This is a genomic window from Kitasatospora sp. NPDC002522 (assembly GCF_053595195.1).
Map to the genome: position 1 here is coordinate 27,376 of NZ_JBSFXE010000028.1, position 17,907 is coordinate 45,282.

Genomic DNA, 17,907 nt, shown 5'->3' on the forward strand with positions numbered 1-17,907 from the left:
GGGGTGTGCGGGCATCTGCTGCGGCTACGGGGGAGCGGCTCAGCCGCCGGCGCCGCCGCCCTGATCCACCGTCACGTTGCCGAAGGGCAGCAGCGGCTCGGCCCACGGGAAGACGAACTGGAACAGGACGTAGACGACGCCGAGGACGAGCAGCACCGCGATCAGCGCGCGGACCGGGGTGGGGCCCGGGAGGTGCCGCCAGATCATGCCGTACATGCTGCTCCTCGGAGTTCGGGTCTGCACAAGCGTAGACGCCCGCCCGCCCCGCCCAGGCGGGTATCCGCGCAACAGGACCCGCGCGTCCGCTACTGCGCGGAGGCGGCCCGCAGGTCGGCCGAACCGGCGTAGCCCGGCAGGTTCAACTCGCCGCTCTCCTGGACCTTCCAGCCGAGCCCGTAGGCGGCCACGTAGCCCAGGTAGTTGCGGATGGTCGGGTCGGCGTCCACCGCGGACCTCAGCGCCTCGGTCCGGCCGACCGCGCGGATCACGTACGGCGGGGAGTAGACCCGGCCCTGCAGCAGCAGGGTGTTGCCGACGCAGCGCACCGCGCTGGTGGAGATCAGCCGCTGGTCCATCACCTGGACGCCCTCGGCGCCGCCGCGCCACAGCGCGTTCACCACCGCCTGGATGTCCTGCTGATGGATCACCAGGTCGTTCACGCCGGGCTCGGGGACGCCGGGGATCTTCGCGGTGGCGTTCGGCGGGGCGTCGTCCAGGGTCACGGTCAGGCCGGGTCCGCGCAGCGGGTCCAGCCCGGCGGCCTGCTGCAGCGCGTCCAGCCGGGCGGCGTCGGCGGGGGACTGCCCCTGCTCCTGGGCCAGCCGGTCGGCCTTGTCCTGGTCCTCGGCGACCTGCGCCTGCAGCTCCTGGTTCTGGGTGGAGCGCTGCTGTATGACGTCGCTCAGCTTGAGCAGCGAGTTGTCGGTGCGCAGATCGGTGCCGCGGGCGGTCTCCGCGCTGACGTAGAACAGCAGCCCGGCGAGCGCGAAGACGGTGCAGGTCAGGGCACGTCCGACAATTCGGGTGCGACGAGGGCGGCCGAGCGGCGGCTGGGGCGAAATCGTGGAATCCGGCACCGTACCCTTATCTCCCTAAGACCCGACGAGCCACTACGCTAACGGACGCCGATGGCATGTGCGGAGTACCGCTCGTACCAATCCGGCCCCCACACGCCGCCCGTCCCCCGCTGCACACCTGCGCGGTCACAGCGCATCGACAGGAGAACCCCTCGTGCCGAAGTCTCGACTCCGCAAGAAGGCCGACTACACGCCGCCGCCGACCACCACCACGGCCGTGAAGCTCAGCTCCGGCCGCAGCTGGGTGGCACCGCTGATGCTGGCGCTGTTCCTGATCGGCCTGGTCTGGATCGTCACGTACTACGTGACCAGCGGCACCTGGCCGATCGAGAGCTGGGGCAACTGGAACATCCTGGCCGGCTTCGGCTTCATCGCCGCCGGCTTCGGCGTCTCCACCCAGTGGAAGTGAGCCGCGCTCCGCGGCTCCCCTGACACAACGCGTCCGCACCGCTCCGGGCCCCGGGTCCGGAGCGGTGTTCGGCACGCGCCCGCCCGGAAGGCAGCGCCCGAACGTTTATCCACAGGGTTGTCCACACTGGGGAAAACTTCGCCAGGCCTGTGGATAACTTGCAACGCAGCAGGATAACGCGCGTAGACCGAAGAACGCCAACCGGCTGCCCGCACCCGCTGTGGACAAGTTCACACCCGCTGTGCACAGGCCCGCACCCGCTGTGGACAGCCGCCGCCCAGCATGCCGCCCGGGCCGGGATCACCCCGGCAGGCGCGCCGTCCCGGCCAGCACCAGCAGCAGGCTCGCCACGAGCACTCCGGCCACCGTCAACCCCTGCACCAGTGCACGGCGTTCCCGTGGGGCGTACATCATCCCCGCGCCGGTGACGACTCCGGCCACCAGGCCGCCGACGTGCGCCCGCCAGTCGATCGCCGACACCGAGAAGGTGATCACCAGGTTGACCACCAGCAGCGCGATCACCGGCTGCATCGGTACCCGGTTGACCCGGAACAGCACCGCGGTCGCCCCCAGCAGCCCGAAGATCGCCCCGGACGCCCCCACCGAGTAGAGCTTGTCGCCCGACAGCAGGTAGGCCAGCGCGTTGCCGGCGATGCCCGACACGAAGTACAGCCCGAGGAACCGCACCCGGCCCAGCACCCGCTCCAACTGCGGCCCGAGCACCCACAGCGAGAGCATGTTCATCCCGATGTGCAGCAGGCCGGAGTGCACGAACATCGCGCTGACCAGCCGGTACCAGTCCTGCGGACCGGCCGCCACGCCGATCCGGACCCCCGGCACCGGCACCCAGCTGTACAGGCCGAGTCGCAGCTCCCAGGTCCGGTCCAGGTAGGCGGTGACCAGGAAGACCAGCAGGTTGAGCCCGATCAGCACCTTGGTGACCAGCGCGCCGTCCCCGGCCTCCAGCACCCCGCCGAAGGTGGTCCGCGGCTGCCGGACCTGCTCGGCTTCACCGCGCACGCACTCCGGGCAGTGGAAGCCCACCGAGGCGCCCACCATGCACTCCGGGCAGATCGGTCGCCCGCAGCGCGCGCAGGCCACGCCGGTCTCCCGCTCCGGGTGCCGGTAGCACCCGGGCAGTCCGGTCCCCTGGCCGTCCGCGGGCGCCGGCCGCACGGGCTCCTCCGGATGCATCGCCGCAGTCCCTCCTCACAAGACCGGTCCCGGCGCGCCACCGCCTCGAACGGGGCACCGCCGGGACCGCCCAGGCTACTGCGCGCACCAGGGTGCGCGGGGGCCGCTCACGGGCGGCGGGGCCGGAATCAGCCGCGCGAGACGACGACCGACTCGATCACCACGTCCTCGACCGGGCGGTCGTACGGCTTGGTGGTGGCGGTGGTGGCGATCGCGTCCACGACCTTCTGGCTGGCCGCGTCGACGACCTCGCCGAAGATGCTGTGCTTGCGGGTCAGCCACGTGGTCGGGGCGACCGTGATGAAGAACTGCGAGCCGTTGGTGCCCGGGCCGGCGTTGGCCATGGCCAGCAGGTACGGGCGGTCGAAGGAGAGATCCGGGTGGAACTCGTCCGCGAACTTGTAGCCCGGACCGCCGGTGCCGTTGCCCAGCGGGTCGCCGCCCTGGATCATGAAGCCGTCGATCACCCGGTGGAAGACCGTGCCGTCGTACAGCGGCTTGGCGGCCACCTCGCCGGTCTCCGGGTTCTTCCACTCGCGGGTACCCTCGGCCAGCTCGACGAAGTTGGCGACCGTCTTCGGGGCGTGGTTCGGGAAGAGCTTGACCACGATGTCGCCGCGGTTGGTCTTCAGGGTGGCGATGAGTTCCTGGGCCACAGGATTACCTTCCAATCTCTTACCTGACTATCACCCGAAATCATCCCATGGGCCCAACGGACGGCTCGGCCGAAGTGCTCGCCGGCCGAGCGGGATGCATGATCTCCTATCAGGTGGAAAGGTGCATACCGGACAACACCGGAGCCCCGCCGAGAAGGAGAAGCCCGTGAGCCGTACGGACACCGCGCGCGAGACCGCCGGACGGGCGAAGGACGCCGTCGCGCCCTACGCCGCCTCTGCCAAGGAACACGCCCTGCAGTACGCCGGGGAGGCCAAGCAGGTGCTCGGCCCCAAGCTGGAGGCGCTCGGCCCGAAGGCCGCCGCCGCCGGGGCGCAGGCCAGGGCCGGCGCCGGCCAGGCCGCCCAGGCAGCCCGGGTGCAGTACGTCAAGCACGTCGCCCCGCACATCGAGCACGCCTTCTCCAGCCTCCCGCCGGAGACCCAGAAGTCGGCGCTGAAGGCGGTCCACCGGGCCCAGGAGGCGGCGCTCTCCGCCAAGCTCTCGGCCGACCGGGCCGCCGGGCACGCCAAGGCCTCGGTGGTCCCCAAGGTCACCGAGACCTTCCAGAGCGCCAAGGACACCGTCACCCCGTACGCCGCCGAGGCCCAGGCCCGCGGCGCCGCCGCGATCACCGCGCTGCAGGGGCACGTCAGCGCCGCCGAGATCAGCGATCTGGCCGCGAAGAACCTCAAGAAGGAGAACCGCGGCGGCCACGGCTGGGCCACCGGGCTCGCGGTGGCCGGCACCATCGCCATCGGCACCGGCGTGCTCTGCTGGCAGTGGTACCGGAAGCAGAACAACCCCGAGTGGCTGACCGAGCCGCCGGCCCCGGCCGCCACGCCGTCCGCGAACAGCGCGGCACCCGGCTCCCCCGGCGCCCCGCCCGCTCCCGGCAGTGCGACCGGCACCCCGGTCGGCGAGACGGTGCTCAACGGCTCCGCCCCGCGCGAGACCTCCACCGAGGCCTCCGCCGCACAGCCCGGCCAGTCGGAGGACCCCAAGCCCGCCCCGGACGACCGGCCCAAGCCCCACGACCCCCGCAAGCCGCACTGACCCGTCGCGCGAACGCCGAAGACCCCCGGTCCGGAATCCCGGACCGGGGGTCTTCGGCTTGTGAAGCCTTGTGGAGCTTAGGGGAGTCGAACCCCTGACATCTGCCATGCAAAGACAGCGCTCTACCAACTGAGCTAAAGCCCCGTGCGACAGGCATTAGCGTACCCGCTCCGGGCGGCAACCCCGAGCGAGTTCGGACCGGCCGCGGCAGGCGCTCCGCCGGCCGGTCCGAGGAAAGATCGCGTGTCGGACCTCAGCGGCCGGCCGGGACCGGGTCGGTGGCCTCGGTCCACAGGTCCTGCTCGGCGCGGTCCGCCTGCACCTGACGGTAGACAAAGAAGCCGCCGAGGGCGACCAGGGCGACCAGGAGAAGCTTCTTCACCGCGGGACCTCGTCCTTCTTCTGCTTATTGGATGTACGAGCACGAACCAGCGGTCAGGCTGCAGACCGCCCTGCGGCCGATGATACACACCGGTAACCCGTTCAAGAGCGGCCCCCGCCACGGCCAACCGACCGATCCACGGGCCGGGTTGACGACCCCCCAGCAGTGCGATGATCAGCCCGGACGGCCGTCGGGCGAATCACCGCGAGCCCGCCCTCCAGATCCACCGTACTGCGTGGCGGAGCGCCCTCCCCCTCCTCGTCGCGGAGCATCAGCGTGGTCTTCCGCTGCTCCAACTCGGCCTGCTTCCCGGCCGCGAACTGGGCGTGCAACTGCTCGAAGCCGGTCGCCGAGACCTGCCCCTCCCGCCCCGTCCCGCGCCACGGAATCCACCGCGACCGCTGCGCCGCCAACGCCAGCTGGTCCACGAAGGCCAGCAGCACCAACACGCACACCAGCCCCGGGATGCTCACCGCGAAGAACCACGCCATGCCCCGACAACGCACCCGGGTGCGTCGCCGTTCCACCCGACCGGGCCGGAACGGCGACGCACCCGTCAGCGGCTACCCGCGCCGGCGCCGACCGCGCAGGTAGGCCACGTCCCGCCGGATCGCCCGGACGTCGGCGCCCAGCGACGTCAGCTCCGCGCCCTGCCGGGAGATCCGCTCACTGATCGCCGTGATCACCGCCCCCTGCGCGTCCAACCGCCGCTCGATCGCCCCGACGGACACCGCCAACCCGGCCACCACGACCGGCAGTTCATCCACCGACGGCACCCGGACCGGCTCGCCCGGCTCCTCGTAGCACTCCTCGCACGACACCCCCGGCTCGTACGGCAGGTCGAACGGGTCCATCCCGTCGATCCGCCGCCGCCAGGCCTCGGCGGCCGGATCCCGGCTCACCGCCTCGTACTCGTCCCAGCGCAGCTCGCTCCACCGCTTCCACGGCCGCGCCCGGAACGCCCGCACCTCCGGCACCTCGACCACCGGCCGCGGCGCCGCCTCCACGAGATCGAGCAACCGGCTGCGCACCGCCCGCGCGACCTCGCTGTCCCGCAGCAGCATCGCCACGTTCAGCACGGCCCGCCGCGAGTACAACGCGATGCCGGAACCCCCGCCCTGTGGACGGTCCGAAACCGGGCTCTCACCACCTTCCGAGTCGCTGACCTGCCAGACTTGCATCTTGCAAGTCTGGTTCGCCGAGTTATCCACAGGCTTGTGGACGGTGTATCCGTTGCTTTCCAGCTCCGCCCGGTGGCGGCGGACCAGGGCGTAGACGGCTGTGTCGCCGACCTGGAAGTAGTCGGCCACCATCCGCGTGGTGACGTGCAGCCCGTCGGGCAGCAGGACGAGCGCCTTGACCTCGTCGAGGACCTCGGTGCGACTGCACAGGCCGCTGCGCAGAGTCCTCGACTCGAGCAGCGCGGCTTCCATGGACATGGGAATGCCTCACAGGGTGAAAGAAGACATGACGTGGGAACCGCCCTGTCACCCCGGGCGGCGGGGCTGGTCATCCGCCAGCAAGAGCAGAGGCGCGCTACGTCCCACGTTCCCAATGACCGGTTCTGACGCCCGGCTATCCCCGACACTGAAGTTTCGAGTCGACTCACCCTGTGTTGCCTCTGCGCACCCGGCCCAACGAGCCGCACCGGGCCGGGGTTACGGCCGAACCGGGGGCGAAAACGTCGAAGGCCCCGATCACCAGGTGATCGGGGCCTTCGCGCCGGTGGGCCTAACAGGACTTGAACCTGTGGCCTCTTCCTTATCAGGGAAGCGCTCTAACCGTCTGAGCTATAGGCCCTTGCCGCACTGAAAGATTAGCGGACCGACGGCCGATCTCCCAAATCCGTTCCCCGGGGGGTCGCCGCGCGGTGCAGCTCAGGGGCTTCGGCGAGCCACTGGGCGCGGGTGGCGGGGAGCCGGGAGGCCCCTTCGGGGGTGGGGCGGACGGCGAGGATCTGGTTCACGCCGATGTGGTTCTGCTCGAAGGCGACGGCGGACGCCGCCATGTACAGGCGCCAGACCCGGGCGCGGCCGCGGCCGACCAGCGCGACGGCCTCGGACCAGTGCGCCTCCAGGTTGGCGACCCACTCGCGCAGGGTGAGGTGGTAGTGCTCGCGCAGCGCCTCGACGTCGCGGACCTCGAAGCCGGCCTCCTCCAGCCGGGAGACGGTGGTGCCGACCGAGGAGAGCTCGCCGTCGGGGAAGACGTAGCGGTCGATGAAGGGGGAGAGCCGGTACCGCTCGTCGGGCCGCAGCGGACGGCGGGCGATCTGGTGGTTGAGCAGGCGGCCGCCGGGGGCGAGCAGGTGGTGCAGGTGGCCGGCGTAGACCAGGTACTGCTCGGAGCCGACGTGTTCGGCCATGCCGATGCTGGAGATGGCGTCGAAGGGGCCGTCGGGGATCTCCCGGTAGTCCTGCAGGCGGATCTCGATCCGGTCGGTCAGGCCGGCCTCGGCGACCCGCTGGCGGGCCAGGGCGACCTGCTCGGTGGAGATGGAGACGCCGACGGCCTCCACGCCGTAGTGCCGGGCCGCGTGCAGGACGAGGGAGCCCCAGCCGCAGCCGACGTCCAGCAGGCGCATCCCGGGGCGCAGACCGAGCTTGCGGCAGACCAGGTCGAGCTTGGCCTGCTGGGCGTCCTCCAGGCTCTTGCCCTCGGGGGTCCAGTAGGCGCACGAGTAGACCAGGGACGGGCCGAGGACCAGGCGGTAGAAGTCGTTGCCGACGTCGTAGTGGTGGCTGATCGCGGCGCGGTCCCGGCGGCGGCTGTGCAGGCGCCCGCTGCGGTGCCGGATCTCCTCGGGCGGCGGCGCGGGCTGCGGGCCGAGCACGCCCAGCCGCAGGGCGGTGGAGAGCGCGCGGCGACCGGGAGCGCCGAGGTACTGGCGCGGGCCGATCCGGATGCCGTGCAGCTCGGGGTCCTCGGCGACCGCGCCGAGCACCTCGTACAGGTCGCTGTCGGGGTCGATGTCCAGGTCGCCGGAGACGTAGCCGCGGGCCAGGCCGAGTTCGCCGGGGGACCAGAGCAGGCGGCGGGCGGCGCGGCGGTTGCGCAGGTGGACGGTGGGGGCACCGGGCGGGCCGGCCAGCGAGCCGTCCCAGGCCCGGACCCGCACGGGGACCCGACGGCCCATCAGGCCCTCCAGCGCACCCACCAGTTGTTCCGCGTTCCCAGCCATGCCGGACCTCCCGACGTACCCGTCCAGGGCCGCCCCGGAGCCGCGTCCGCGGCCGGACGGCCGGTGCTCGTCCCCGCTTCCCACTTATCCACGGCGGGCCCGGGCGCTACGCCCGGCACGCCGTCCGGTCACCCGTTTGCCCCCGATCCGGGAAAGCATGCGAACGGGCCCCGAAGGCTTCAACGGCCTTCGGGGCCCGGGACATTCCGTACGCCGCCGGAGCGGACTGACAGGAGGTCAGTCCTCCTCGGCCAGGGTCAACTCGATGCCGCCGGTGAAGCCGGCCGCGGTGTTGTAGATGAACGCGGCGAGGGTGGCCAGCGCGGTCATCAGCACCACGTCGACCACCGCGATCAGGGTGGTGAACAGCATGACCTTGCCGAAGCCGATGTAGTCCATCAGGTTGAAGGCGCCGGAGCTGTCGGTGCCGGTGACGTCCTTCAGGGTGCTGGTCAGCGAGTCGAAGACGCCCAGCCCGTCGAGGGTCATCCAGAGCACCGCGGAGGCCACGATGATGATCACGCCGACGGCCAGCGAGAGCAGGAAGCTGACCTTCATCACCGACCACGGGTCGGCCTTGGTGATCCGCAGCCGGGCCTTGCGGATCCGCCCGCCGCCGGCCGGGGCCGGGGCGCCGGTGCGGCGCGCGGCGCTGCCCTGGGCGGCGCCGCCGGTCCGGGTGCCGCGGGCCGGGGTCGGCTGGCCCTTGGTGTAGGTGGTCGGCTGGGAGAAGCCGCCGCCGGCGGTGGGCGGGGTGCTCGGCGGGGGCGGCGGGGTCTGCCCGCCGTAGCTCTGCTGGGCGCCCTGCGCCGCGCCGGGCCCGCCCTGGCCGACCGGGGGCATCAGCGAGGTGGACGCGGCGGGGTGCTCGGCCGGACGCTGCGGCACGCCGTACGCCGGCGTCCCGCCCTGCGCGCCCGACAGGCCGCCCGTGGCACCTCCAGCACCCGTGGCTCCGCTCACCGTGGTCCTCCCGAACCGTCCGCCAGGCCGATGCACCGCCCTGGTCCGTGTTGTGCTCGTCCGCCTGCCCCGGTGGCCTGCGGTCAACCGGTGCTGCCCGACCCGCGCTCGCGGGCCGGGCACCACCGGACGGGGAACAGCGTCAGCCCTGGTCGGCCGCGCCGTCCGCCTCGTGCTCCGTGGGGGCCTCGGTCGCCGTCGCCTCGGCGTCGACGTCCGCACCCTCCTCCTCGTCCGCCTCCGCGTTGCGGGCCATGCCCACCACCGCGTCGCGCTTTCCGAGGTTGATCAGTTGGACGCCCATCGTGTCACGTCCGGTTTCACGTACCTCGGAAACCCTGGTCCTGATCACGCCGCCGGAGAGCGTGATGGCCATGATCTCGTCGGTCTCCTCGACCACCAGGGCGCCGACCAGCGAGCCCCGGCCCTCGACGATCTTCGCCGCCTTGATACCGAATCCGCCACGCCCCTGGACACGGTACTCGTCAACCGAGGTCCGCTTGGCGTAGCCGCCGTCGGTGGCGGTGAACACGAAGGTACTCGGCCGGATCACGTTCATCGAGAGCAGCTCGTCGTCCTCGCGGAACGACATGCCCTTCACGCCGGAGGTGGCCCGGCTCATCGGGCGCAGCGCCTCGTCGGTGGCCTTGAACCGGATCGACTGGGCCTTCTTGGAGATCAGCAGCAGGTCGTCGTCGGCCGAGACCAGCTCGGCGCCGATCAGCTCGTCGTCCCGGCCCTCCTCGTCCTGGCGGAGGTTGATCGCGATCAGACCGCCGGAGCGCGGGGAGTCGTAGTCCTTGAGCAGGGACTTCTTCACCAGGCCGTTGCGGGTGGCGAGCACCAGGTACGGCTTGTCCTCGTAGGTGCGCACCGCCATCACCTGGGCGATGTGCTCCTCCGGCTGGAAGGCCAGCAGGTTGGCGACGTGCTGGCCGCGGGCGTCGCGGCCGGCGTCCGGCAGCTCGTAGCCCTTGGCGCGGTAGACCCGGCCCTTGTTGGTGAAGAACAGGATCCAGTTGTGGGTGGTCGTCACGAAGAAGTGGTCGACGATGTCGTCCTGCTTCAGCTGCGCGCCGCGCACGCCCTTGCCGCCGCGCTTCTGCGAGCGGTACAGGTCGGAGCGGGTGCGCTTGACGTAGCCGCCGCGGGTGATGGTGACGACGATGTCCTCTTCGGCGATCAGGTCCTCGATGGAGAGGTCGCCGTCGGACGGGATCAGGGTGGAGCGCCGCTCGTCGCCGTACTTCTCGACGATCGCGGTGAGCTCCTCGGAGACGATGCCGCGCTGGCGCTCCGGGGAGGCGAGGATCGCGTTGTACTCGTTGATCTTCGCCTGCAGCTCGTCGTGCTCGCTGAGGATGCGGGCGCTCTCCAGGGCGGCGAGCCGGCGCAGCTGCATCTCGAGGATGGCGTTGGCCTGGATCTCGTCGATGTCCAGCAGGCCCATCAGGCCGGTGCGGGCGGCGTCGGCGCTCTCCGAGGCCCGGATCAGCGCGATCACCGCGTCGATCTGGTCGAGTGCCTTGAGCAGCGCGCGCAGGATGTGGGCGCGCTCCTCGGCCTTGCGCAGCCGGAAGGTGGTGCGCCGGACGATGACCTCGATCTGGTGCGCCACCCAGTGCCGGATGAAGGCGTCCAGCGAGAGCGTGCGCGGCACGCCGTCGACCAGGGCCAGCATGTTGGCGCCGAAGTTGGTCTGCAGGTCGGTGTGCTTGTACAGGTTGTTCAGCACGACCTTGGCGACCGCGTCGCGCTTGAGCACGATCACCAGGCGCTGGCCGGTGCGCGAGGAGGACTCGTCGCGGACGTCGGCGATGCCGGCGATCCGGCCGTCCTTGACCAGGTCGGCGATCTTCAGCGCGAGGTTGTCCGGGTTGACCTGGTAGGGCAGCTCGGTGATGACCAGGCACTGGCGGCCCTGGATCTCCTCGACCTCGACCACCGCGCGCATGGTGATCGAGCCGCGGCCGGTCCGGTAGGCCTCGTCGATGCCGCGGCGGCCGACGATCAGCGCGCCGGTGGGGAAGTCGGGGCCCTTGATCCGCTCGACCAGGGCTTCCAGCAGCTCCTCGTTGGTCGCCTCGGGGTGCTCCAGCGACCAGAGCGCACCGGAGGCGACCTCGCGCAGGTTGTGCGGCGGGATGTTGGTGGCCATGCCGACCGCGATGCCGGTGGCACCGTTGACCAGCAGGTTGGGGATGCGCGCGGGCAGGACGGTGGGCTCCTGCTGCCGGCCGTCGTAGTTGGCGGCGAAGTCGACGGTCTCCTCGTCGATGTCGCGCATCATCTCCATCGCCAGCGGCATCATCTTGCACTCGGTGTAGCGCATCGCCGCGGCCGGGTCGTTGCCCGGGGAGCCGAAGTTGCCGTTGCCGTCCACCAGCGGCATCCGCATCGACCAGGTCTGGGCGAGGCGGACCAGGGTGTCGTAGATCGAGGTGTCACCGTGCGGGTGGTAGTTGCCCATCACGTCGCCGACCACGCGGGCGCACTTGTAGTAGCCCTTCTCGGGCCGGTAGCCGCCGTCGTACATCGCGTAGAGGACCCGCCGGTGCACCGGCTTGAGGCCGTCGCGGACCTCGGGCAGCGCACGCGAGACGATCACGCTCATCGCGTAGTCGAGGTACGAGCGCTGCATCTCGGTTTCGAGCTCGATCGGCTCGATCCGCATGGTCGCCTGGGCGGAGGTGGTGTCCTCGGGGAGCTGCTCGCCGCCGTCCGGACGGTTGTCGTCGACCACTGGTGGTCAGTTTCCTTTCCTGACGGGGTGTCAGACGTCCAGGAACCGGACGTCCTTCGCGTTGCGCTGGATGAAGGAGCGGCGGGCCTCGACGTCCTCGCCCATCAGGACGGAGAACAGGTCGTCGGCGCGGGCGGCGTCCTCCAGGGTGACCTGGAGCAGGAGGCGGTGGGCCACGTCCATGGTGGTGACGCGCAGTTCCTCGGCGTTCATCTCGCCGAGACCCTTGAAGCGCTGGATCGCGTCGTCCTTGGGCAGCCGGCGCCCGGCCTCGACCCCGGCGGCGATCAGCGCGTCGCGCTCGCGGTCGGAGTAGGCGTACTCGAAGTCGTCCTTGCCCCACTTGATCTTGTACAGCGGGGGCATCGCCAGGTACACGTACCCGGCTTCGACCAGCGGGCGCATGAAGCGGAACAGCAGGGTGAGCAGCAACGTCCGGATGTGTTGTCCGTCGACGTCGGCGTCGGCCATCAGCACGATCTTGTGGTAGCGGAGCTTGGACTCGTCGTAGTCCTCCTGGATGCCGCAGCCGAAGGCCGAGATCAGCGCCTGGACCTCGGTGTTCTGCAGCACCTTGTCGATCCGGGCCTTCTCGACGTTCAGGATCTTGCCGCGGATCGGGAGGATCGCCTGGGTGCGCGGGTCGCGGCCCTGCTTGGCGGAGCCGCCGGCCGAGTCGCCCTCGACGATGAAGATCTCGCACTCGGCCGGGTCCTTGGACTGGCAGTCCGAGAGCTTGCCGGGCAGCGAGGCGGACTCCAGCAGGCCCTTGCGGCGGGTCAGGTCGCGGGCCTTGCGGGCGGCGACCCGGGCGCTGGCGGCCTGGATGGACTTGCGGATGATGTCCGCGGCCTCGTTGGGGTTGCGGTCCAGCCAGTCGGCCAGGTGCTCGTTGACCACCTTCTGCACGAAGGTCTTGGCCTCGGTGTTGCCGAGCTTGTCCTTGGTCTGGCCCTCGAACTGCGGCTCGCCGAGCTTGACCGAGATGATCGCGGTCAGACCCTCGCGGATGTCCTCGCCGGAGAGGTTGTCGTCCTTCTCGCGGAGCAGCTTCTTGTCGCGCGCGTAACGGTTCATCAGACCGGTCAGCGCGGCGCGGAAGCCCTCTTCGTGGGTGCCGCCGCCGTGGGTGTGGATGGTGTTGGCGAACGAGTACACGCCCTCGGTGTAGGACGAGTTCCACTGCATCGCGATCTCGGCGGAGATCCGCTTCTCCTTGTCCTCCGCCTCGAAGTCGATGACGGAGGGGTGGACCGCCTCGCCCTTGCGGGAGTTGAGGTGGGCGACGTAGTCCGCGATGCCGCCGTCGTACTTGTAGGTGACCGAGAGCGCGTTGCCGTCCTCGTCCGCGTGCTCGGCGCGCTCGTCGGTCAGCGCGATGGTGACGCCCTTGTTCAGGAACGCCATCTCCTGGAAGCGGCGGGAGAGCGTCTCGAAGGAGTAGACGGTGGTCTCGAAGATGTCCTGGTCGGCCCAGAAGGTGACCGCGGTGCCGGTCCGCTCGGTGGCCTCGTGCTTGGCCAGCGGGGCGGTCGGGGCGCCGGACTTGTACTCCTGGGTCCAGCGGTGGCCGTCGGTCCAGATCTCCACCGCGAGGCGGGTGGAGAGCGCGTTCACCACGGAGATGCCGACGCCGTGCAGACCGCCGGAGACCGCGTAGCCGCCGCCGCCGAACTTGCCGCCCGCGTGCAGCACCGTCAGCACGACCTCGACGGCCGGCTTGTCCTGGCCCGGCATGATGCCGACCGGGATGCCACGGCCGTTGTCGATCACCCGCACGCCGCCGTCGGCCAGGATGGTCACGTCGATGGTGTCCGCGTGCCCGGCCAGCGCCTCGTCCACGGAGTTGTCGACGATCTCCTGCACCATGTGGTGCAGGCCGCGCTCGCCGGTGGAACCGATGTACATGCCCGGGCGCTTGCGGACGGCGTCGAGGCCCTCCAGCACCTGGATCGCGCTGGCGTCGTAGGCGGCCTTCTGGTCGGTCGGGTCTGGGGTCTGGCTGGGGTTGCCGGAATCGGCCACGAAGCGCCCTCTCTGGCACAGCGCGGGCCGCGCCCCTTCCCGGTTGTCCGGGCAGGTGTGCGACCACGGCGTTTCGACTCGGTTGCTGCACGCAACGGTGTTTGCGTTCAGTCTACCGGTACGACCGACAGAGAGGGGCGTTTGGCAGCCCCTGAGGGCAGATGTGCCGCCCGAAATCCCCTCCACACATGTCCCGATACTCGACAGGGGGGCTCAGAGCGCCTACACGGGCCGCCAGCGATTCCGGAGGCCTGCAGTCCGGTCGAGCGGGCTCAGCCCCAGGTGTCCCCGGGGCCCTTGCTCCCCGGCGCCCGCAACCGCCCGTAACCGCGCACCGGGGCGTCCGGCCCCAGCACCTTGATCACGCGGACCGTGCCGTGCCCCAGCTCGTGGTTCAACCGAGCCACCAACTGGCGCGCCAACAGCCGTAGTTGGGTGGCCCACGCGGTGGAGTCGCACTGCACGGTGAGCACCGCGTCCGCTTCCACGTACGACTTGGGCTCACAGTGCGCAGCGATGTCAGGCCCGACGATCTGGGCCCAGCGGCCCATCACCCCGCCCACCGCGGCCGGCGCCTCCCAGCCCCGCTCGGTGATCAGCCGGTTCAGCGCTGCCCCCAGCGGCACCGGATCGCGGCCGTCCGCGCGCGCTCCGCTGCGCAGTCCGGTCCGCTTGGCCTCCCGGCGCTCGCGCACCTGCTCGCCGCGCTGCCTGGCCTGTTCCTTGGCGGCGCGCAGCGCGACCCGGGCCAGGTCCACGCCCGACGGTTCGGAGCTCTCCGCCATCACGCTCCATCCCCAGGCTGTGGACAACTCTTCCGGTGAGCGGTCCAGCGTACGGGGTGGCAGGGGCTCACGGGGCCAGCCGGGTCACAGTGCCGTCCGAGACGCCGTAGCGCGCCCCGCTCAGCACCTTCGGGACGTCCTCCGGCACCGCCGCGGTGACCAGCACCTGCTCGCCGCCGGCCACCAGCTCGGCCAGCCGGTCCCGGCGGCGGGAGTCCAGTTCGGCGAAGACGTCGTCGAGCACCAGCACCGGCTCGCCGCCCTCGGCGCGCAGCAGTTCGTAGGAGGCCAGCCGCAGCGCCAGCGCGTAGGACCAGGACTCGCCGTGGCTGGCGTAGCCCTTGGCGGGCAGCGGGCCGAGTTTCAGCAGCAGCTCGTCGCGGTGCGGGCCGACCAGGGTCAGGCCGCGGTCGATCTCCTGCTTGCGGGTGGCCTGCAGGGCGTCCAGGAGTTGTTGTTCGGCCTGCTCGCGGCTGGTCGGCAGCTCCCCCTCGAAGGAGGAGCGGTACTCCAGCACGGTCTCCCCGGCGCCCGGGGCGAGCTGTCCGTAGGCCTGCGCCACCAGCGGCTGCAGGGCGGCCGCCAGCTGGATCCGAAAGGCGGTCAACTCGGCTCCGGTGCGCGCCAGATGGCCGTCCCAGACCTCCAGGGTGGCGAGGTCGGCGGCCTTCCCGCCGCCGGCCCGGCGAGCCATCGCGGCGGTCTTCAGCAGGGCGTTGCGCTGCTTCAGCACCCGCTCGTAGTCGGAGCGCACCCCGGCCAGCCGGGGGGCCCGGGCGGTCAGCAGCTCGTCCAGGAAGCGCCGGCGCTCGCCCGGGTCGCCCTTCACCAGGGAGAGGTCCTCGGGGGCGAACAGCACGGTGCGCAGCACGCCGAGCACGTCGCGCGGGCGGACGTTGTCGGAACGGTTCAGCCGGGCCCGGTTGGCCTTGCCCGGGGTCAGCTCCAGCTCCACCAGGGTGGTCCGGCCGCCCTGCGCCACCACGCTGGCCCGGATCACCGCCCGCTCGGCGCCGAGGCGGATCAGCGGGGCGTCGGTGGCCACCCGGTGGCTGCCCAGGGTGGCGACGTAGCCGATCGCCTCCACCAGGTTGGTCTTGCCCTGCCCGTTGGGCCCGACGAACGCGGTGACGCCCGGGTCGAGCGGAACCTCGACCCGGGCGTAGGAACGGAAGTCGGCGAGCGACAGATGCGCGACGTGCATGGCTGTGGACTGCGCTCGCCTTCTTGTGGATATCCGTTACTTGGACTCGACCGCGTGGCCGCCGAACTGGTTGCGCAGCGCGGCGATCATCTTCATCTGGGGCGAGTCGTCCTGGCGCGAGGCGAAGCGGGCGAACAGCGAGGCCGTGATGGCCGGGAGCGGCACCGCGTGGTCGATCGCGGCCTCGACCGTCCAGCGGCCCTCGCCCGAGTCGGCGGCCCAGCCCTTGAGCTTGGCCAGGTGCTCGTCGTCGTCCAGCGCCCGGACGGCCAGGTCGAGCAGCCAGGAGCGGATCACGGTGCCCTCCTGCCAGCTGCGGAACACCTCGCGCACGTCGGTCACCTCGGGGGCGGCCTCCAGCAGCTCCCAGCCCTCGGCGAAGGCCTGCATCATCGCGTACTCGATGCCGTTGTGGACCATCTTGGCGAAGTGCCCGGCGCCGACCTTGCCGGCGTGCACGGAGCCGAAGTCGCCCTCCGGCTTGAGCGCGTCGAAGATCGGCTGGACCTTCGCCACGTGGGCGGCCTCGCCGCCGTACATCAGCGCGTAGCCGTTCTCCAGGCCCCAGACGCCGCCGGAGACACCGCAGTCGACGAAGCCGATGCCCTTGGCGGCCAGCAGCTCGGCGTGCTTGATGTCGTCGGTCCAGCGGGAGTTGCCGCCGTCGACCACCACGTCGCCGGGGGCGAGCAGCTCGGCCAGGTGCTCGACGGTCTCCTGGGTGGGACCGCCGGCCGGGACCATCACCCACACCACGCGGGGGGCCTCCAGCTTGGCGACCAGCTGCTCGACGCTGTCGACGTCGGCAAGGTCCGGGTTGCGGTCGTAGCCGATGACGGTGTGGCCGGCGCGGCGGATGCGCTCGCGCATGTTGCCGCCCATCTTGCCGAGACCGATGAGGCCGAGCTCCATGACAAGTCCTTCACTGTGGTGTCGTACCTGGTGACGGCGCCGTTGCCGCTCGTGTTGAGCCTACGCCGACGACGAGGGCTCGCCGGGCAGCCACAGGGGCGCGGAGGCCCCTGGCCCTCGCGCCCCTGGTGATTGACGTCGCGTCAGTCGGACCCGGTCAGCCGGAGAGACGCACCGGCATGATCAGGTACTGGTAGGCGTCGTCCGGCTCCGCGTCCACCGCGGGCTTGCCGGTGAGCAGGGCCGGCTTGGTCGGGGTGGTGAAGCTCAGCTGCGCGTACGCGGCGTCGATCGCCTTGAGCCCCTCCTCCAGGTAGCCGGGGTTGAAGGCGATCGAGATGTCGTCGCCCTCCAGGTCCGCCTCGACCCGCTCGGAGGCCTGGGCGTCGTCGCCGGAGCCGGCCTCCAGGGTGAGCACGCCCTGCTCGAAGTTGAGGCGCACCGGGGTGTTCCGCTCGGCCACCAGCGAGACGCGCTTGAGCGCCTCCAGGAAGGGCTGGGTCTGCACCGCGGCGACCGCGGAGAACTCGGTCGGGAAGATCGACCGGAACTTCGGGAACTCGCCCTCCAGCAGGCGGGTGGTGGTCCGCCGCCCGGCGCCCTCGAAGCCGATCAGGCCCTCGCCGGCCCCACCGGACGACAGCGCGATGGAGACCGTGTCGCCGCTGCCCAGCGACTTGGCGATGTCCTGCAGGGTCTTGGCCGGGACCAGCGCCACCGCGTTGATGTCCGCCTGCTCGGGCTTCCACAGCAGGTCGCGGACGGCGAAGCGGTACCGGTCGGTGGCGGCCAGGGTGATCCGGTCGCCGTCGATCTCGACCCGGACGCCGGTGAGCACCGGCAGGGTGTCGTCCCGCCCGGCGGCGACCGCGGCCTGGCTGACCGCGGCGGCGAACACGTCGCCGGAGACGGTGCCGGTCGCGGTGGGCATCTGCGGCAGCGCCGGGTACTCGTCCACCGGCAGGGTCGGCAGGGTGAACCGCGAGCTGCCGCAGACCACGCTGACCCGCATGCCGTCGGTGGAGATCTCCACCGGACGGTTCGGCAGGTTGCGGGAGATGTCGTTGAGCAGGCGGCCGGAGACCAGCACGGTGCCCGCCTCCTCGACGTCCGCCTCGAGCTCGACCCGGGCCGAGACCTCGTAGTCGAAGCCGGACAGCGCCAGGGTGCCCTCCTGCGCGGTCAGCAGCAGGCCGGCCAGCACCGGCACCGGCGGCCGGGCGGGGAGGCTGCGGGCGGCCCAGGCCACCGCCTCCGCGAGGACATCACGCTCCACCCGGAACTTCACCGGTAACCGCCTCCTGGCTGCATGTCGCGCGGTCG

Annotated in this window: 17 protein-coding genes and 2 tRNA genes; 2 read left to right on the plus strand and 17 right to left on the minus strand. The window is 71.3% G+C overall.

Going from position 1 to position 17,907, the window contains the following annotated elements; translation table 11 throughout:
- Window positions 1-39: 39 nt before the first annotated feature.
- Both ACWD4U_RS22955 and ACWD4U_RS22960 read right to left on the minus strand, forming a co-directional pair.
- The gene (locus tag ACWD4U_RS22955) at window positions 40-216 is read right to left on the minus strand and encodes a hypothetical protein (RefSeq protein ID WP_363455805.1); all 177 of its coding nucleotides are present in this window, start codon (window positions 214-216) and stop codon (window positions 40-42) included.
- A gap of 89 nt (window positions 217-305) precedes the next feature.
- Entirely contained in the window at window positions 306-1,076 is a 771-nt protein-coding gene (locus ACWD4U_RS22960; RefSeq protein ID WP_449787279.1) for a DUF881 domain-containing protein, read from the minus strand.
- Window positions 1,077-1,230: 154 nt separating this feature from the next.
- Here ACWD4U_RS22960 and crgA point away from each other — a divergent pair, with 154 nt between their 5' ends.
- Window positions 1,231-1,485, plus strand: coding sequence for a cell division protein CrgA (crgA, locus tag ACWD4U_RS22965; RefSeq protein ID WP_363455802.1), 255 nt, complete (start codon window positions 1,231-1,233; stop codon window positions 1,483-1,485).
- A gap of 300 nt (window positions 1,486-1,785) precedes the next feature.
- On the opposite strand, the gene ACWD4U_RS22970 is transcribed toward crgA, so the two are convergent.
- Complete coding sequence (locus ACWD4U_RS22970) at window positions 1,786-2,679, minus strand: rhomboid family intramembrane serine protease (protein ID WP_363455799.1); 894 nt, start codon at window positions 2,677-2,679, stop codon at window positions 1,786-1,788.
- Window positions 2,680-2,807: 128 nt separating this feature from the next.
- Window positions 2,808-3,335 carry a peptidylprolyl isomerase gene (locus tag ACWD4U_RS22975; RefSeq protein ID WP_363455797.1) on the minus strand — a complete coding sequence of 176 codons (528 nt, stop codon included), beginning with the start codon at window positions 3,333-3,335 and terminating at the stop codon, window positions 2,808-2,810.
- Between the two features lie 166 nt (window positions 3,336-3,501).
- Here ACWD4U_RS22975 and ACWD4U_RS22980 point away from each other — a divergent pair, with 166 nt between their 5' ends.
- On the plus strand, window positions 3,502-4,389 hold the full coding sequence (locus ACWD4U_RS22980; protein WP_363455794.1) for a DUF5324 family protein: 888 nt from the start codon (window positions 3,502-3,504) through the stop codon (window positions 4,387-4,389).
- A gap of 71 nt (window positions 4,390-4,460) precedes the next feature.
- On the opposite strand, the gene ACWD4U_RS22985 is transcribed toward ACWD4U_RS22980, so the two are convergent.
- The 13 genes from ACWD4U_RS22985 to dnaN form a co-directional block, all read right to left on the minus strand.
- A tRNA-Ala gene (locus tag ACWD4U_RS22985) sits at window positions 4,461-4,533 on the minus strand.
- 109 nt (window positions 4,534-4,642) lie between these two features.
- Window positions 4,643-4,771 carry a DLW-39 family protein gene (locus ACWD4U_RS22990; RefSeq protein WP_014137031.1) on the minus strand — a complete coding sequence of 43 codons (129 nt, stop codon included), beginning with the start codon at window positions 4,769-4,771 and terminating at the stop codon, window positions 4,643-4,645.
- A gap of 101 nt (window positions 4,772-4,872) precedes the next feature.
- A complete protein-coding gene (locus ACWD4U_RS22995; protein ID WP_363455792.1) occupies window positions 4,873-5,262 on the minus strand; it encodes a DUF6191 domain-containing protein in 390 nt (129 codons plus the stop codon).
- 72 nt (window positions 5,263-5,334) lie between these two features.
- Window positions 5,335-6,210 (minus strand): hypothetical protein, encoded by an 876-nt coding sequence (locus ACWD4U_RS23000; RefSeq protein WP_363455789.1) that lies wholly within the window; start codon window positions 6,208-6,210, stop codon window positions 5,335-5,337.
- 287 nt (window positions 6,211-6,497) lie between these two features.
- Window positions 6,498-6,571: transfer RNA gene (locus ACWD4U_RS23005), tRNA-Ile, on the minus strand.
- A 16-nt stretch (window positions 6,572-6,587) separates the two neighbouring features.
- Window positions 6,588-7,952, minus strand: a complete 1,365-nt coding sequence (locus tag ACWD4U_RS23010) for a cyclopropane-fatty-acyl-phospholipid synthase family protein (RefSeq protein ID WP_363455786.1) — start codon at window positions 7,950-7,952, stop codon at window positions 6,588-6,590.
- Window positions 7,953-8,189: 237 nt separating this feature from the next.
- Complete coding sequence (locus ACWD4U_RS23015) at window positions 8,190-8,915, minus strand: DUF3566 domain-containing protein (protein ID WP_363455783.1); 726 nt, start codon at window positions 8,913-8,915, stop codon at window positions 8,190-8,192.
- 142 nt (window positions 8,916-9,057) lie between these two features.
- Window positions 9,058-11,658 carry a DNA gyrase subunit A gene (gene gyrA / locus ACWD4U_RS23020; protein ID WP_449787280.1) on the minus strand — a complete coding sequence of 867 codons (2,601 nt, stop codon included), beginning with the start codon at window positions 11,656-11,658 and terminating at the stop codon, window positions 9,058-9,060.
- 30 nt (window positions 11,659-11,688) lie between these two features.
- Window positions 11,689-13,683 carry a DNA topoisomerase (ATP-hydrolyzing) subunit B gene (gene gyrB / locus ACWD4U_RS23025; RefSeq protein ID WP_363455780.1) on the minus strand — a complete coding sequence of 665 codons (1,995 nt, stop codon included), beginning with the start codon at window positions 13,681-13,683 and terminating at the stop codon, window positions 11,689-11,691.
- A gap of 272 nt (window positions 13,684-13,955) precedes the next feature.
- Entirely contained in the window at window positions 13,956-14,468 is a 513-nt protein-coding gene (locus tag ACWD4U_RS23030) for a DUF721 domain-containing protein (RefSeq protein WP_363455778.1), read from the minus strand.
- Between the two features lie 67 nt (window positions 14,469-14,535).
- The gene (recF, locus tag ACWD4U_RS23035; RefSeq protein ID WP_363455776.1) at window positions 14,536-15,672 is read right to left on the minus strand and encodes a DNA replication/repair protein RecF; all 1,137 of its coding nucleotides are present in this window, start codon (window positions 15,670-15,672) and stop codon (window positions 14,536-14,538) included.
- A gap of 36 nt (window positions 15,673-15,708) precedes the next feature.
- Window positions 15,709-16,584: a phosphogluconate dehydrogenase (NAD(+)-dependent, decarboxylating) gene (gene gnd, locus ACWD4U_RS23040; protein ID WP_363455773.1), complete on the minus strand. Its 876-nt coding sequence runs from the start codon at window positions 16,582-16,584 to the stop codon at window positions 15,709-15,711.
- Between the two features lie 157 nt (window positions 16,585-16,741).
- Window positions 16,742-17,872 carry a DNA polymerase III subunit beta gene (gene dnaN, locus ACWD4U_RS23045; RefSeq protein ID WP_363455770.1) on the minus strand — a complete coding sequence of 377 codons (1,131 nt, stop codon included), beginning with the start codon at window positions 17,870-17,872 and terminating at the stop codon, window positions 16,742-16,744.
- Window positions 17,873-17,907 lie beyond the last annotated feature (35 nt).

Coding starts and splice junctions, on each gene's coding strand:
- ACWD4U_RS23000 (WP_363455789.1), bottom strand. CDS start 6,210: ATGTCCATGGAAGCCGCGCTGCTCGAGTCGAGGACTCTGCGCAGCGGC.
- ACWD4U_RS23010 (WP_363455786.1), bottom strand. CDS start 7,952: ATGGCTGGGAACGCGGAACAACTGGTGGGTGCGCTGGAGGGCCTGATG.
- ACWD4U_RS23030 (WP_363455778.1), bottom strand. CDS start 14,468: ATGGCGGAGAGCTCCGAACCGTCGGGCGTGGACCTGGCCCGGGTCGCG.
- ACWD4U_RS22955 (WP_363455805.1), bottom strand. CDS start 216: ATGTACGGCATGATCTGGCGGCACCTCCCGGGCCCCACCCCGGTCCGC.
- ACWD4U_RS22970 (WP_363455799.1), bottom strand. CDS start 2,679: ATGCATCCGGAGGAGCCCGTGCGGCCGGCGCCCGCGGACGGCCAGGGG.
- gnd (WP_363455773.1), bottom strand. CDS start 16,584: ATGGAGCTCGGCCTCATCGGTCTCGGCAAGATGGGCGGCAACATGCGC.
- recF (WP_363455776.1), bottom strand. CDS start 15,672: ATGCACGTCGCGCATCTGTCGCTCGCCGACTTCCGTTCCTACGCCCGG.
- ACWD4U_RS22995 (WP_363455792.1), bottom strand. CDS start 5,262: ATGGCGTGGTTCTTCGCGGTGAGCATCCCGGGGCTGGTGTGCGTGTTG.